The sequence below is a fragment of the Bacillus sp. ISL-55 genome (assembly GCF_018613155.1).
Classification (GTDB): Bacteria; Bacillota; Bacilli; order Bacillales; family Cytobacillaceae; genus Mesobacillus.
This window is the reverse complement of record NZ_JAGGQU010000005.1, coordinates 26,364-42,093: the sequence shown is the minus strand read 5'-3', so window position 1 is coordinate 42,093 and position 15,730 is coordinate 26,364. Positions and strand designations below refer to the sequence as shown.

Annotated in this window: 16 protein-coding genes and 1 pseudogene; 6 read left to right on the top strand and 11 right to left on the bottom strand. The window is 44.1% G+C overall.

The window, feature by feature from the left end:
• Positions 1–4: 4 nt before the first annotated feature.
• From J7E32_RS02685 to J7E32_RS02675, 3 genes are all read right to left on the bottom strand, one after another.
• Positions 5–787: an aldo/keto reductase gene (locus J7E32_RS02685; protein WP_214903244.1), complete on the bottom strand. Its 783-nt coding sequence runs from the start codon at positions 785–787 to the stop codon at positions 5–7.
• 291 nt (positions 788–1,078) lie between these two features.
• The gene (locus tag J7E32_RS02680) at positions 1,079–1,462 is read right to left on the bottom strand and encodes a DUF302 domain-containing protein (protein WP_214903175.1); all 384 of its coding nucleotides are present in this window, start codon (positions 1,460–1,462) and stop codon (positions 1,079–1,081) included.
• A gap of 171 nt (positions 1,463–1,633) precedes the next feature.
• Positions 1,634–1,816, bottom strand: coding sequence for an H-type small acid-soluble spore protein (locus J7E32_RS02675; RefSeq protein ID WP_214903172.1), 183 nt, complete (start codon positions 1,814–1,816; stop codon positions 1,634–1,636).
• A gap of 147 nt (positions 1,817–1,963) precedes the next feature.
• Between J7E32_RS02675 and J7E32_RS02670 the strand changes: the two genes are divergently transcribed.
• The 3 genes from J7E32_RS02670 (at position 1,964) to J7E32_RS02660 (ending at position 6,308) form a co-directional block, all read left to right on the top strand.
• Positions 1,964–3,784 (top strand): dihydroorotate dehydrogenase, encoded by a 1,821-nt coding sequence (locus J7E32_RS02670; protein WP_214903170.1) that lies wholly within the window; start codon positions 1,964–1,966, stop codon positions 3,782–3,784.
• Between the two features lie 334 nt (positions 3,785–4,118).
• Positions 4,119–5,420 (top strand): NCS2 family permease, encoded by a 1,302-nt coding sequence (locus J7E32_RS02665; RefSeq protein WP_214903168.1) that lies wholly within the window; start codon positions 4,119–4,121, stop codon positions 5,418–5,420.
• A 312-nt stretch (positions 5,421–5,732) separates the two neighbouring features.
• The gene (locus J7E32_RS02660; protein WP_214903165.1) at positions 5,733–6,308 is read left to right on the top strand and encodes a YitT family protein; all 576 of its coding nucleotides are present in this window, start codon (positions 5,733–5,735) and stop codon (positions 6,306–6,308) included.
• Between the two features lie 106 nt (positions 6,309–6,414).
• Here the strand turns inward: J7E32_RS02660 and J7E32_RS02655 are convergent, their stop codons facing one another.
• Together J7E32_RS02655 and J7E32_RS23155 are read right to left on the bottom strand one after the other, a co-directional pair.
• Complete coding sequence (locus tag J7E32_RS02655) at positions 6,415–7,767, bottom strand: L-cystine transporter (protein ID WP_286182621.1); 1,353 nt, start codon at positions 7,765–7,767, stop codon at positions 6,415–6,417.
• Positions 7,768–8,012: 245 nt separating this feature from the next.
• A pseudogene (locus tag J7E32_RS23155) lies at positions 8,013–8,234 on the bottom strand (glutaredoxin family protein); the annotation flags it as partial.
• A gap of 382 nt (positions 8,235–8,616) precedes the next feature.
• Here J7E32_RS23155 and J7E32_RS02645 point away from each other — a divergent pair.
• Positions 8,617–9,891 (top strand): ATP-binding protein, encoded by a 1,275-nt coding sequence (locus tag J7E32_RS02645; protein ID WP_214903160.1) that lies wholly within the window; start codon positions 8,617–8,619, stop codon positions 9,889–9,891.
• Between the two features lie 14 nt (positions 9,892–9,905).
• Here J7E32_RS02645 and J7E32_RS02640 read toward each other — a convergent pair whose 3' ends face one another.
• Entirely contained in the window at positions 9,906–10,085 is a 180-nt protein-coding gene (locus J7E32_RS02640; protein WP_214903158.1) for an H-type small acid-soluble spore protein, read from the bottom strand.
• Positions 10,086–10,163: 78 nt separating this feature from the next.
• Positions 10,164–11,195: a sporulation integral membrane protein YtvI gene (gene ytvI / locus J7E32_RS02635; protein WP_214903156.1), complete on the bottom strand. Its 1,032-nt coding sequence runs from the start codon at positions 11,193–11,195 to the stop codon at positions 10,164–10,166.
• 490 nt (positions 11,196–11,685) lie between these two features.
• Between ytvI and J7E32_RS02630 the strand changes: the two genes are divergently transcribed.
• Positions 11,686–12,345, top strand: a complete 660-nt coding sequence (locus J7E32_RS02630) for a DNA-3-methyladenine glycosylase (protein WP_214903154.1) — start codon at positions 11,686–11,688, stop codon at positions 12,343–12,345.
• Positions 12,342–12,866, top strand: a complete 525-nt coding sequence (locus J7E32_RS02625) for a D-glycero-alpha-D-manno-heptose-1,7-bisphosphate 7-phosphatase (RefSeq protein WP_214903152.1) — start codon at positions 12,342–12,344, stop codon at positions 12,864–12,866. The genes J7E32_RS02630 and J7E32_RS02625 overlap by 4 nt, the downstream gene beginning before the upstream one ends.
• Positions 12,867–13,116: 250 nt before the next feature.
• On the opposite strand, the gene J7E32_RS02620 is transcribed toward J7E32_RS02625, so the two are convergent.
• From J7E32_RS02620 to J7E32_RS02605, 4 genes are read right to left on the bottom strand one after another with little or no spacing between them, the layout of a single operon-like run.
• Entirely contained in the window at positions 13,117–13,662 is a 546-nt protein-coding gene (locus J7E32_RS02620) for a 2-oxoacid:ferredoxin oxidoreductase subunit gamma family protein (RefSeq protein ID WP_286182620.1), read from the bottom strand.
• Positions 13,662–14,420, bottom strand: coding sequence for a thiamine pyrophosphate-dependent enzyme (locus J7E32_RS02615; RefSeq protein ID WP_286182617.1), 759 nt, complete (start codon positions 14,418–14,420; stop codon positions 13,662–13,664). The genes J7E32_RS02620 and J7E32_RS02615 overlap by 1 nt, the downstream gene beginning before the upstream one ends.
• A complete protein-coding gene (locus J7E32_RS02610) occupies positions 14,417–15,481 on the bottom strand; it encodes a 3-methyl-2-oxobutanoate dehydrogenase subunit VorB (RefSeq protein WP_214903147.1) in 1,065 nt (354 codons plus the stop codon). Before J7E32_RS02610 ends, J7E32_RS02615 begins: the two co-directional genes overlap by 4 nt.
• 16 nt (positions 15,482–15,497) lie before the next feature.
• A complete protein-coding gene (locus J7E32_RS02605; RefSeq protein ID WP_353654007.1) occupies positions 15,498–15,728 on the bottom strand; it encodes a 4Fe-4S binding protein in 231 nt (76 codons plus the stop codon).
• Between the last annotated feature and the right edge of the window lie 2 nt (positions 15,729–15,730).

The following is a 15,730-nucleotide window of genomic DNA, read 5'->3' as shown; positions in this document are numbered from 1 at the left end:
TGCTTTAAAAATCAATATAATCAGGATCGGCACCAAAACGATGGTCCTTGTTAAGTCCATTAATCTCTTCCAGCTCTTTTTGATTCAGCTGAAAATCAAATATTTCTGCGTTTTCTTTTAACCTTGATGGTGTGACTGATTTAGGAATTGGGATAATTTGATTTTCCAGGTGCCATCTTAATATGACCTGTGCAGGGGTCTTGCCGTGCTGTGCAGCAATCTTCCCGAGCACAGGGTCCTCAAGGAATCTCCCTCTCGATAGTGGCGACCATGCTTCTACTTTGATGTCATTTTGCTGACAGAATTCCCGCAGTTCAACCTGAGACAATAACGGATGAAGCTCTACCTGGTTGATAACCGGTTTTTCTGTAGCATGGCTCAGAAGGTCTTTCAAATGATGTATTTTAAAATTGCTGACACCTATTGCCTTCACTCTGCCTTCGCGATACAACTCTTCAAGAGCACGCCACGTTTCTAAATATTTCCCTTTTACTGGCCAATGGACAAGGTATAGATCCAGATAATCCAGCCCCAACCTCTTCATGCTGTCATCGAAGGCTTTCAAGGTATTTTCATATCCCTGCTCCGAGTTCCAGACCTTCGTTGTGATAAACAACTCTTCCCTCGGGATCCCGCTGGTCCGGATGCCCTGACCAACCCCCTCTTCATTCTGGTAAAAAGAAGCAGTATCTATGAGCCGGTAACCAAGGTCAAGCGCAGTATGAATCGTTTGTTCGAGTTGTTCACCTTCCTCGACTTTATAAACACCGAGGCCAAAAGCCGGCATTTCCACTCCGTTATGTAATTCAATCGTATCAAAAATCCTCAACGTAAATTCCCCTCCTTTTTATCCATTTTATTCTTCTATAAACTCGATTACAAATCAAAACGGCTGCCAATCTGACAGCCGCCAAATCTATATAAACGGCTCACCGGCCGAAATTTTTCGTTTAGATTAATCTTTAAGTTCCCGGCAAAAAATTGTCCTAAACAGCCGGACAACACAATTTTTAAAATGGGCTTATCTTTAATTTGGAACGCAAAAAAAGCCCGGGATAGATCCCGGACTTCATGAAATTTATTTAATATTGTCAATTGCACCGATCAGCCTTTTTTCGATGTCAGCCGCGATCGTCTGCAGTTCATCATTTTCAACAAATTTGATCAGTTCAGTTGGCTTAGGCAGGCCGACCTTGGTTTTGTCATTCTCTTTGTACACGACAACTTTACAAGGAAGAAAATAGCTCACGATAGGGTTCTTTTCCAGTACCCTCTTTGCTTCATGCGGATTGCACACTTCAAGGATGATATAATCACCGTCAAGTTCCACACCTTTACCAGCCAATGTTTCCTTCATATTCAGAGACCAAAGTACACCGAATTTCTCCTCTTTCAAGCTTGCTTCAAGTGCGGATACTGCTTCATTCAATGACTTGTCCACTTCAATTGTATGATGGAACATGTTTCATCTCTCCTTTCGATTTTTTAAAAGTACCTCATTTTAATAGCAAGTAAACCACTATAGGTATTGTAAATATTGTGCCATAGGAAAAAACCGCCGTACACTATTTTGCATTCCGGCGGTCAGCACGTCCATATAAGGAAGTACTTCGTTCTAGTCTGAAGTCGTTGCTTAAGATCTTTCCTGCAGCTCAGAAATCTCCACAGTTGTCCTTTCTTCCAATGGCCCACGCAGATGGACAGTGGCAGTGCGTCCGTCCTCATTCAGATGGTCAATCCACACAGATGCACCATTATAAATCACATCTATTTCTGCTGACGATGACAGTATTTGTCTTATACGATTCAAATCCATATTCCTACCTCCGCAATCAAATATTCTCCACTATTTTAGCTAGAAGCATTTCTTTTTATTCGCTTTGGAGAATTATATATGCCTGATTGCCACAGATTTGGTAAATTGCGATAGAATAAAAGTAACGTAAAAATTCAGGAGGTCATTATGCCTGATTGGTCATATCACCCATTATTCAAACCATGGCTGTCCATTTTGCCCGGAAATGCCGGACGGGAATTCATCCACCGCGGAATGTCCACCATGGCTAAGGTTCCAGGCGGCAGATCTTTCATCGAATTTCTTGGACATATGTCTCCCTCGGAAAAATTGCACCGCAATCTGTTTGGTCTTCATTTCGCTAGCCCGGTTGGGTTAAGCGGGAAGATTGACCCGCAATTATCCGGGATAGAAGCCTTCCCTAGTCTTGGCTTTGGTGCAATTGAAGTTGGTCCCATCACCAAATATCCGAGAAGGCCCGAAACAGCAGCCTCTCTTTCTGAAACAAATGATGCCCTGATTCTGCCTGAAAGTGCTGAGACGATTGGACTTACCGCCACTAAAAACAAACTAACAAAAACACGGACAGTGCCGATCCTGCTCCGGCTGGAAGAACCGATAACCACTGCGGAACATTTAAAAGATGCAGGCGATGTCTTCATTATTGAAATTGATTCGATTGTAAGCAACGATGATCTCACACATATAAAAATGGTTCTTCAAAACAAGCCTGTCCTTTTAGCTATTAGGCATTCTACCGTTGCTGACAACCTTCTGAAGCTTAAATCAGCCAGTCATATTGCTGATGGAATTATGATGGAAGAAGAACGTATTTTAACAGACGGCAAACAGGTCTTGCCGCTTAAGCAAACAGATGGAATGGTGCATGCTCTGAAGATCATAAAAAATGCAATTGATTTACCGGTCGTTACCTCTGGAGGCGTTGCAGAACCCGCCGATGCTCTCGCCTTGTTTGATGCAGGTGCAGAGCTAGTCTTTTTATCCGGGGGCTATGTCGCATCAGGTCCGGGTTTGCCTAAAAGAATCAATGAAGCCCTTATGGATGAACTGGGAGAAGATCGCAAAGTGCTTCCTGGCTGGATCTGGTATTGGCTGTTTGGATTATTCATCCTGCTTGGAGGATCTGTGGTCTTATTTTTCAGTTTCACAAAGGTCATCCTGTTTTATGATGAAGCATTCATGCAAATGAGCCGACTTGAGTTGATGGCCTACAACCCAAATCTTTTTAAATTCATGTCACATGATAGGATGACACTTGCCGGTACGATGATTTCCGGGGGCTTCATCTATATGCAGCTTGCACGTCATGGCATCCGTTATGGAATCCACTGGGCAAAAAGAGCTTTCAATATCGGAGCGATTACTGGATTCCTGGGAATCCTGCTTTTTCTTGGATTCGGTTATTTTGACTGGCTTCACGGTTTATTCTGGCTCATTTTGCTTCCTTTTTACATCATGGGCTACAGAAAAACACGCTCAGCAAATCATTCACCTTCATCAATAAACCGAACAAACCATTTAGCCTGGAAGAAAGCCCTATATGGCCAGCTTCTCTTTGTCATCCTAGGCTTCTCGTTCGTAATTGGCGGAATTGTGATATCTATAATTGGAGCGACATCTGTCTTTGTCGATACCGACTTGACGTATATTTGCATGACACCAGATCAAATGAGGGAATTGAATGAGAAACTGATTCCCGTCATTGCACATGATCGTGCCGGCTTCGGCAGCGCACTCTTCAGTGTTGGTTTGCTAGTACTGACACTCTCCCTGTGGGGGTTCCAGGAAGGTTCCGACTGGGTGTGGAGAACCTTCCTGTTCGGAGGAATTCCAGCATTTGCAGCCGGGCTGCTCACACATCTCTATATCGGTTACATTGATTTCATTCATCTGCTTCCAGCGTATTTTGCACTCATGCTGTATATTGGAGGCCTATTGTTGACTAAAGATTACTTCAAAAAAACATGATATTAAGACTGCAGACAAACCTGGAAATGGTTCCTTGTCTGCAGTTTTTTTCTCCCTCCAACTAATTTTTACGGGACCCTTATCGAAAACAATTCCATTGCAAAAGGGTCTCTTTCACACTGAACGGGACCCTTATCGAGGACAGTTCCATTGCATAAAGGTCTCTTTCCCATTGAACGGGAACCCATTATTAATAAATCTTATTGGCAAAGGGAATCATATTACACACTGACCTAAATTATTTGATTTTATTTTAATTCCCCCTTGTAAAAGTCCCTAAAAACGAATATTATATTTATTGTGTTTAAAATCGTTCGTATTTTTGGAGGAACTCATGTTTAAATTAAAAGAGAACAACACGAATGTAAAAACAGAAATGATGGCCGGTATAACGACCTTTTTCACAATGGTTTATATCGTTGTCGTCAACCCTATCATCCTGGCTGATGCCGGCGTTCCCTTTGAGCAAGTTTTTACAGCGACAATCATTGCTGCTGTGATCGGTACGCTGTGGATGGCCTTATTTGCTAATTATCCAATCGCTATCGCTCCTGGTATGGGGCTGAACGCTTACTTTGCCTATTCCGTTGTCGGCAACCATCAGAATATTACTTATGAAACAGCATTTGCCGCTGTATTTATCGCAGGTTTAATCTTTGTCATCCTTTCGCTGACATCATTTCGGGAAAAATTGATTGAAGCGATTCCAGCCAACTTAAAGCACGGAATCACCGCAGGTATTGGACTTTTTATTGCTTTCATTGGATTGCGACTTACAGGCATCATCACCGACCACCCATCGAACTTGGTAGGTCTTGGGGATCTGCATTCCCCATCTGCAGTGCTGGCTTTGATTGGTCTTGCGGTTACGCTTGTCCTAATGGTGCTTAAAGTGAATGGCGCATTGTTCATGGGAATGGTCGTCACTGCGCTGATTGCCTTCTTCACAGGCCAATTGGACTTCAAAGAAGGTTTCATGTCTATGCCATCACTTCCAGAAGGCATGATTGTCCTGAACCCATGGACAGCATTGATGGATGTCGTACAAAACAGCTTATACGCAGTTGTCTTTTCTTTTATCCTGGTGACAATCTTTGATACTACCGGAACAATGATCGGTGTAGCCCACCAGGCAGGCTTGATGAAGGGAAATTCAATGCCGCGCGCAAGAGAAGCATTGCTGTCTGACTCGATCGCAACTGCCGCCGGTGCTATGTTCGGAACAAGTCCGACGACGGCATATATTGAATCATCATCAGGTGTTGCAGCAGGAGGACGTACCGGCCTCACATCCCTAACAGTGGCTGGCCTATTCATCCTCGCTGCTTTCTTCGGACCGCTTGTCAGTGCAGTCTCCGGATTGTCAGCAATTACCGCTCCGGCTCTAATCATTGTCGGAAGCTTGATGATGGGAAGCATCTCCCAAATCAGCTGGGACGAGCTTGACGAAGCATTCCCTGCTTTCCTGATCATCTTGAGCATGCCGCTTACTTCAAGCATCGCAACAGGCATCGCGCTTGGATTCATTTCCTACCCTTTACTGAAAGTAGTGAAAGGGCAATGGCGTGATGTTCACCCGCTGCTTTACGTTTTTGCAGTGCTGTTCTTTTACCAGCTCGCTTTCCTGCCTCACTAAGGAAAAGCGTAAGCGCCTTGGTCAGCCCCGACAAGCGCTGCCCGCCTAATAACGCCACGTCCTGTGGCTGGCGGGTCTAGCACATCGTATGCCGCGGAGGGCCGGCCGGTGAAGTCGTTCTTTGACTTCATTGGGTGGCTCGAAGCGACTCGAGGGGCTAGGCGCTGGAGCTAGACATTAATCTAAGTTCGAAAAGTGATACTTATAGTAATACCGGAACCTGCCATTGGCGGGTTCTTTTTTTACGTCATGTTCTAACACTTGTCTTTTTACATAGAAATAATGGGAGAAGGACAAGGCTGGTGATAATGGATGACAGGGAAGGTTCTTGCTGTAATTGTAGGAAGCTTATTACTTGGAGTAGGAGTGAATGGATTTCTGGTACCGCACCATCTTCTTGACGGGGGTATGATTGGGATTGGCCTGATCATTCATTATTATTATGGATTCCCCACAGGCCTCACCATGATCATCCTGAGCACACCACTTTACGTGTTGGCATATATCCTGGAACGGAAATACTTTTTTCATAGCTTGACGGGTTTGATGATGTCGAGTTTCTCCATTGATTTATTCGCACCTGTTGAAAAAGGGATCCACTTAGGCATTTTGCCAAGTGCAATCATGGGTGGTATATTGGTCGGCTGCGGAATCGGTTTGATGCTTCGCTATGAAACCAGCACAGGCGGTATGGATTTACTAGCCCAGCTGATTCATAAATTCTTTCCAGTGAATGTTGGAATTTTGATTTTCATTTTAGATGGACTAGTGGTTGTTTCGGGATTAAAGGTGATTGGCATGGAAAAATTCATTTTTTCTTTGCTTACGATCTCTTGTGTTGGATTGATGACTTCTTTGTGTGTGATCAAGAGAGAAAATATTCACTGACGTTTCGGGTGATGACCTATTTTAACAGCAATCTTTATGTAAACAGCGTTTTAATAAAAGAAAAAGCCAGCCAAAATTTCTCTTTGGCTGGCTTACTTATATTGCATTAAGCTTCTGCTTCGATTTTTTGATTCATATCTGTATAGACCGATGAATCGATTTCTTTTGTGATTCTGCTTGTCAGGATGCCTGATGTCATCGAGCCGCTTACATTTACTGCGGTGCGTCCCATATCAATCAATGGTTCAATTGAAATCAGCAAGCCGGCAAGAGCGACTGGCAGGTTCAATGCTGAAAGAACTAGCAGCGCCGCAAATGTCGCGCCGCCTCCAACTCCGGCAACCCCGAAGGAGCTGATGGCAACAATTGCGATCACGGTTGCGATAAATGATGGTGTCAATGGGTCAATACCAACTGATGGTGCAATCATGACTGCGAGCATCGCAGGATAAATACCTGCACAGCCGTTTTGCCCGATAGATAAACCGAAGGAACCGGCAAAGTTTGCAATCCCCTCCGGCACTCCCAGAGAGCGCTGTGTTTTGATGTTTAGTGGCAATGCCCCGGCACTCGTTCTAGAGGTGAAAGCAAACGCGAGAACAGGAAATGCTTTTTTAATATAAGTGACTGGATTTAAACCAGCAATTGTCAGTAATAACAAGTGGATAATGAACATGACAGCAAGAGCAACATATGAAGCTGCTACGAATTTACCCAGTTTTAAGATAGCGTCGAAATCGCTTAAGGCAACGGTCTTTGTCATGATGGCTAGAACTCCATATGGAGTCAGGCGCAGGATCAGCGTGACCACCCTCATGATGACCGCATAGAAAGCATCAACAATCTTGGCAAAAAGCTCTGCCTGATCAGGAGATTTTCTTCTCACTCCAAGGTATGCAATTCCCAGGAATGCCGCGAAAATAACAACGGATATTGTAGATGTCGGCCGTGCTCCAGTGAAGTCAAGGAATGGATTGGCTGGCAGGAGATCAAGAATTTGCTGTGGCATCGTGCGCCCTTCAATTCCGCCATACGTTTCCTCAAGCTTCTCGGCACGCGCTTGCTCCGCCTCACCCTGTGTAATCTGCACGGCTTCAAGGTCGAAACCAACTGCAGTTGCGATACCAACCGCAGCGGCAACAGCTGTTGTGCCAACCAGCAAGCCGAGGATCAGTGTACTGATTTTACCGATGTTATTCGTCAGCTTAAGCTTCGTGAAAGCAGCTAAAATTGATATAAATACTAGCGGCATTACGATCATTTGCAGGAACTTTACATAGCCGCTTCCCACGATCGAGAACCAGTCAGTACTCTCCGTAATGACCTCAGATCCAGCTCCGTAAATGAATTGCAATGCAAAACCGAAAATAATCCCGATTCCCAGTGCAATGAATACTCGTTTAGAAAATGAAACATGCTTCTTTTGCATGTAAAAAAGAACAGCAATAATGCCTAGCATAACTGCAATATTTAAAATAACAAGTCCAGTAGTCACTGACTTTCCCTCCTAATTTATCATTCTTGAATAATATAATACATGTATTCTGATAAGTCAACTCGGGATTAAAATGGTTATCCTCCTTCTCTTAGAGTTATATATTATAATTTATGCTGCTCTGATTGGTTCCATGTCAGTGTAAATTTTCACACCCATATAAAAAGGGTGCCCGAATATTGACATGGACACCCTCATCTGTTTATCATCTACTTCAAATTTTTAACCAACTTTTCTATTTCACTTCTGTTATTTTCAAAACCGATTAAAACTTTTTTATCTTTCATGACTAAAAACTTCTTACTTATAAAGATAAACGCTGGAACAATCGCAGTACCCGTCACTTCTTTAAGCTTTTTCTCCTTTTCAGGTTCTCCCTGGACATTGATTTCTTCATACTCTACTTGCTTCTGCGAAAGAAACTCCTTCGCGTCCTGGCAGTCTGTTCACATTGGCCTTGTGAATAGGGTTAATGTGTTATTTGCCACATGGGCTTCCTCCCCGCTGTATTTTTGTACAAATAGTATATCGCCAAGTTATTAGGGCCATCCAATAATCCGCTTGGACATCATTAATCCAAACCTTGGATATTCATTCCTTTCCGTTAGAGAAGTCACGTCGAAAAAAAGCCCTTACCTTTATATTTAAGAACATTTCCAAAAAGCAACTAGTGCGAAAAAATAGTCATTATAAAAAACAACTTGAATCAATTTTGTGTTAAAGTAAAAGTAATATATTTGAATAATTTGTCTTTTTAAACAAACTTACTTTTTGATGGAGCAGGCCGCTCCTTGTCGACTGGAGATTAAGACTATGGACCAATTAACAGTTCTTGTATTGAATCTGATCTTCATCCTGTTTTCTACATTTGTGTTCCAATATTTTATCGTTAACAAATTCACAAATTTATATAGGAAGCACGCCAAATTCTTCGTTATTGTCCTGGGCGGAATCCAAATCCTGTTTTGCATGTCTTTTACGGTGATTGGCAGTTCTCATTTCATCTTTGATCTGCGTTTGATTCCTGTGGTCCTCGGAGGGCTGTACGGCGGTCCAGTTGTTAGCATCATGCTTTTCATCATCGTTGTAGCAGCAAGAATCCCCTTCGGCGGCAATGGGGTTTGGATCAATTTTTTCAATATGCTTACAATCAGCGTATTAACCGCTTACCTATCAAATAAGTTCAATTCTTTCCCGCTGATAAGGAAATTGCTTACTGTTGTGACAGTCGCACTATTCTATACAATCCTCATTTTCCTGATGAAGGCGGCGGTATTTGACGACTTGTCTAATTTTCAATTCATGCTCTTATACGGCCTGACCCTTTCTGCCGGAATTTTCATTGTGACTTATTATATTGAAATCATGATGCAGAACCAGTTTTTACATAATGCTGTCATCAAGTCCGATAAGATTGAGGTTGTCTCACAGTTGGCGGCGAGCGTGAGTCATGAGGTGCGTAACCCGCTTACGGTCACACGAGGATTCCTGCAAATGCTTAAGGATCCTGCCATTGAGGAAAACAAGAGACTCTATTATTTGAATACTGCCATTGATGAACTCGATCGTGCAGAAACGATCATTAAAGATTACCTTAATTTCGCCAAACCACAACTGAAAATGGATTCATCCATCTATGTAAAAGAAGAAATTGAGAAAGCACTTGAGCTCATCCATCCTTATGCAAATCATTTTTCGGTGAATATTAAAAAGGATTTGATGGCGGGAATGAATGTCGCAGGTGAAGCCGCCAAATTCCATCAATGTATACTCAATATCATCAAAAACGGCATTGAGGCTATGCCAAACGGCGGTGACCTGGTGATCAGCTGCCGTGAAATGGCTAAAAACCATGTATCAATAACGATCGTAGATACAGGATGCGGCATGTCTCCACAGCAATTGGCCAAAATCGGGGAACCTTACTTTTCAACCAAGGCAGAAAAAGGCACCGGGCTGGGCATGATGGTCGTGAATAAGATTATCCATGAAATGGGCGGTACGGTAAACGTTAAAAGCAAACTTAACGAAGGCACCCAATTCAAGATTACATTACCGCTTTATAACGTAGAAAAACGGGAGACGTAGATTCTCCCGTTTTTCTATTCCTCTATTAAATTCAAGACTGGTACGTCTCTTTCAACATCCGGTTCTGACTTTGAATAAATCCTTGCCATTTTGGTCGTTTCGTCAACATGCTGGATGATGATTGGCGCCCCATCATAAGTTACATTAATCATATCTGCTGACTCTACAATTTCTTTTGCGCGGCCTATATTCATTCCTGCGTTCCTCCTTCTTGGTAACAAACATAATTTATGCTTAATCATGTGCTGCTATCCAAAAAAATGAGCTGAAATTCAAATCTTAAAATTAAGCCGAATTACATTTGCTTTCCTTAAAGTCTCGTAGATGATTACGATAATCGGACCGATAAAAATCCCGGAAAGCCCGAGCAGTTTGAGTCCAATATACATGCTGATCAAGGAGGCAAGCGGCGAAATGCCGAGATTTGATGAATATATCTTTGGCTCAATCACCCTGCGGACAACGGTGATGACCAGAAACAAAATGATTAATCCTATTCCCAGAAAATGATTATCCTGCAGAATCGCAATAACGGCCCAGGGAACAAGGACCGATCCGGTTCCAAGAATCGGCAGGATATCGACAATGACAATCAACAATGACAGCAGTCCCGTATATTTAACATCTAATATGCTCAATCCTGCCATCGCCATAATGAAGGTGACCAAACTCAGGATGACCTGCGCTTTTAAAAAACCTATCCCTGCCTTATTCAACTGGCTTCCAACCAGGAAGACCTTCTGCCGGGTTTGCTCCTTCAAATGGGATTCAAGCTTCATTTTAAGATTAGGCAGCTCCAGACTGAACAAAAATAACGCAATAAGATAAACAAGAAACTCAATCATGAACCCAGGTATTGCCGTGAGCAGATTGATGATGCCAGCAATGAATTGCTGCAGGAACGAATCAAGAGTGTTTATATTCTTTTCAATCGTCGCTTCAATCTGGTCAATGACTTCTATCGGGAAGTTTTTTGAGTAAAATTCCCACTTGCCCATCAAAGGAAGAATCGCTGTTCTGTAAATGTCCCTTACGAATGTAGGAGTTCGCTCGGATAAGGATACCGCTTGATGGGCGATAATCGAAACCAGGTTATATCCAATAACACCTAACAGGAGCACATAGCTGATAAATACTCCGATGACAGCCTGAAGACGCTTGAATGAAAATCTTTTCATAATCCATTGAACCATTCCTTCGAGCATGACTGCTGTTAACACAGCAAAAATGAGCGGAAGGCTATATGGAACAAGGAAAAAAACAACTGCAGCAATCACTGCAATCCATACCCATTTTTTCCACATATAATTTGATACTCCCCTAACGGAAATTAAAACTGTCTGACCTTTAAAAATACTATAAACTATCTTTGGTCTATCCGCTATTTTTTTAGGCTCTGTTAAAGCTAAATGTTGTTTTTACATCCTGTTGATTGTAGTGGAAGGCGCGAAGACTCCTCCGAAAATGCTAACGCATTTTCATCGTGCGTGGGCAGTTTCGGGGAAGCCCATTCAATGTCCTGCGGGATGAGCAAGTCATGGGGAGACCCCGGAGGCGCTTAAGCGCTGAGGAGGCTCCCCGACTGCAAGGAAGAATTTGATCTTTGAAAAATCCGGATTTTGGGATTTTTCATAATTCTTCCCCGCGGAAAGCGAAGCGCCTGGAACGAAAATCAACAGCCAAGTTTAAAAAGAGCCTTTTTTCAAAAAAATACTAAGTATTTAAGGTGAAAGATAATGGATGAGTCATTCACCTGCAGGGTATAAAGATTAAAAAGAGCTATTAGGAGGTTTTATGTCAAAACAATGTGATACTTTCCAGGCACTTGACAATAAGTTCTATCAGCAGCCTACCCTCGAATTGGCGATATCGCTCCTGGGATGCATTTTAGTGAAAGAAACGGAAGAAGGAACAGCCGCTGGAATTATTGTGGAGACAGAAGCCTATGTCGGTCCAATGGACAAAGCGGCACACAGCTATAATAACCGCAGGACGAAAAGGACTGAGATCATGTTTCATGAAGCTGGTCTAGCCTATACTTATGTAATGCACACCCACACACTATTCAATGTTGTCAGCGGGGAAAACGGCAAGCCAGAAGCAGTTTTGATCAGGGCCATCGAACCTGTAGAAGGAATCGACTTAATGGTTAATCGCAGAGGTATGCCGGAGTCAGCCAATCTCACCAATGGACCTGGAAAGCTGACGAAAGCAATGGGCATAAATACATCCGATTACGGGCATCGCTTAACAGAGAAGCCACTGTTCATCTCCGAAGGGTTTTTACCTGAGAGCATTTCCTCTGGGAAAAGAATCGGCATAGACAATTCAGGAGAGGCAAGAGACTATCCATGGCGTTTTTGGATTACCGGAAATCGCTATGTATCAAGACATCAGAATGCCGAAAAGATAATAGAAGTAAAAGATGTTAGGAAAAACGGAGGAACAAAATGAAGAAAGCAATATTTTTGGACAGGGACGGGGTCCTCAATGAGGTATTATCTGACCGGGTAAAATTCGTTAACACTCCTGAAGATCTTTATCTCCTTGAGGGTGCTGCAGAAGCAGTCGCAGACTTGAGCAAGGCTGGCTATGAAATATTTGTAGTCACCAATCAGGGAGGAGTCGGACTTGGATTCCTGAAGGAAAAGCGCCTGCACGAAATCCATGATCACATGGTTGAATTGATCAGGGAGCATGGCGGCCATATCAAGGAGGTTGCCTACTGCCCGCATAAACCTAAGGCAGGCTGTGAATGCCGCAAACCAAATGCCGGAATGCTCCTTGCCCTTGCCAGCAGGCATGATATCGAATTGACAGGGAGCGTCATGGTCGGGGATCACGAGCGCGATATCGAAGCCGGTAAAAAAGCAGGCTGCAAAACTGTTTTTATCGGAACCGATGAAACAAGTGCCGACAAGAAGGCACCTACACTACAGGCAGCCGTTCCTTTAATTTTAGAGCTTTTGGGATAAGGTATGACACATTAGAAAAGCGCAAGCGCCTTGTTCAGCCCCGACAAGCGTTGGAGGGCCTGACAGTGAAGTCGCTCTTTGACTTCATTGGCAGGGCCGAAACGTCTCGAGGGGCTAGGCGCTGGAGCTAGACACTAATCTAAGTGAAAAATTTATACTTTCTAATACAGCAATAAAAACGCTGCCATTCGTTGGCAGCGTTTTTGCAATGATTCAAATGTGGCAGTCTCTTTTTCAGGCTCAGCCTATACTAAAGCATAGGTGTTTTAATCAATGAACGCCCAAGTTCAAGCGCCTGGCGATTGATTTCCAATAAAGAGTGCTTTTCCGGGGAAAGCACTTTCTTCAAGGCTTCCAAAATTGATTCATCAGACAGGATACCCGTTTCCTCCAGGAATGCCCCAAGCAGAATCATATTTGCGACTTTTGGATTGCCCAGCTCATTTGCCTTGTCGGTTGCATCAATATTTAAAACTCTTATGTCAGTCCTGGCTGACACTTTTGTAATCAATGATGAGTTCACAACTAATAACCCGCCTGCTCTGACCATCGGTTCAAACTTTTCATATGACGGATTATTCAGGACAATTGCTGTCGTCGGCCGTGACACAAGTGGTGAACCTACCTGTTCCTCACTGACGACGACTGCACAGTTGGCAGTTCCGCCGCGCTGCTCGGGACCGTAGGAAGGCAGCCATGATACAAACTTACCTTCAGTCATCCCAGCATAGGCAATCAGCTGGCCCATCGACATGACTCCCTGGCCGCCAAAACCGGCAATCAAAATTTCCTCCATCACCGGCCATCCCCTTTCCGTGAATCCTTATACACGCCAAGAGGATAGGCAGGCACCATATTGTCCTTAATCCAATCGAGAGATTCATTGGGATCAAGGCCCCAGTTCGTCGGACAGCTGGACAGAATCTCGACCATCGAGAAACCCAGCCCCTGCTTCTGTGTTTCAAATGCTTTGCGAATCGCTTTCTTCGCTTTAAGGATATTCGGCACATCATGCGTGGAAACTCGTTCGATATAGGCTGTTCCATCCAGAGTTGACAGCATCTCACTTACCCGAATCGGCAGTCCCTGGATGCTTCCATCCCTGCCAAATGGAGTCGTAGCCGTTTTCTGGCCAACCAGTGTTGTAGGCGCCATTTGTCCTCCAGTCATTCCATAAATCGCATTATTCACAAAAATAACGGTGATGTTTTCACCTCTTGCTGCAGCATGGACAGCCTCAGCAATCCCAATCGAAGCAAGGTCGCCATCTCCCTGGTAGGTAAAAACAAAACGGTCAGGCAGGACACGCTTAATTCCTGTCGCGACAGCAGGAGCCCTGCCATGCGCAGCCTGTGTCATATCACAATTGAAATATTCATAGGACAACACAGAGCATCCGACAGAAGCGACTCCAACTGTATCTTCCAAAATGCCCATTTCTTCAAGAACCTCGCCTACCATCCTGTGGATGATTCCGTGCGTACAGCCGGGACAATAGTGGGTCTGGTTATCAGTTAATCCGGTTGTTTTCTCAAACACAGTCTTCATTGTCATACCTCGACACCCCCTGCCAGCTGAATGATTTGATCATAAATTTCTTCCTGCGTAGGAACAACCCCGCCAGTGCGCCCAAAGAAGGAAACCGGTGCCTTGCCCTCGACAGCAAGTCTGACATCCTCAACCATCTGGCCTGCGCTCATCTCGACTGAGAGATAGCCCTTCACCCTATCACGGGTTTCTATGAACGGCTGCTCAGGGAATGGCCAAAGTGTGATAGGCCTGATCATCCCAATTTTCAAACCGTCTTTCCGGGCTTTATTGATCGCATTCATGGCAATCCTTGCCGCTGTTCCGTAAGCAGTTACGATATAATCGGCATCCTCAATTTCATAGGTTTCGTATCTGACTTCATTCTGCTTGATCATGGCAAACTTTTTCTGTAAAAGTTCATTCCGTTTTTCGAGTGCATCTGCATTCAATTCTAGTGAAGAGATAATTCTTGGTTTCCCATCACCGCGTGTGCCCGTGGTAGCCCATTCCTTTTGTTCCGGCTTCCTCTCGCTCAATTCCTTGAACTCAACCGGTTCCATCATCTGTCCGAGCATGCCGTCCCCTAGCAGGATAACTGGCGTCCGGTAACGGTCAGCAATATCAAATGCCGCTTCTGTCAGGTCAATGATCTCCTGAAGCGTCGATGGAGCAAGGACCGGAGTATGGTAATCTCCATGGCCGCCTCCCTTCGTCACCTGAAAATAGTCCGATTGCGCAGGCTGGATATTTCCAAGTCCTGGACCACCCCGAACGACATTCACAATCAGGGCCGGCAGTTCTGCACCAACCAGGTAGGAAATGCCTTCCTGCTTCAAGCTGAAACCCGGGCTCGATGATGATGTCATTACGCGCACACCGGTTCCGGCCGCTCCATATACCATATTGATCGCTGCTACTTCACTTTCCGCCTGTAAAAATAACCCGCCAACCTCAGGAAGCCTTCTGGCCATATAGGCAACGAGCTCACTCTGTGGTGTGATCGGATAGCCGAAAAAATACTTGCAGCCCGCATGGACAGCAGCTTCAGCGATGACCTCGTTCCCCTTCATAAGTACTTTCCCCATTGTCAAAACTCCTTTGCTATACAGATTTCCTTGCCTTTTCTGGCCTATAAACAGTGATGACTGAATCCGGACACATCTGTGCACACTTGCCGCAGCTGATGCAATTTTCCTGGTCTGTCACAACCGCCGGCCGGTAGCCTTTTTCATTCAAGTAATCCGCAAGATAAATCACATTTGTCGGACAAGCGTTCACACACAGCTTGCATGATTTACAAGTATCTTCATTAAAAACAACTCTCTGCTCCACCG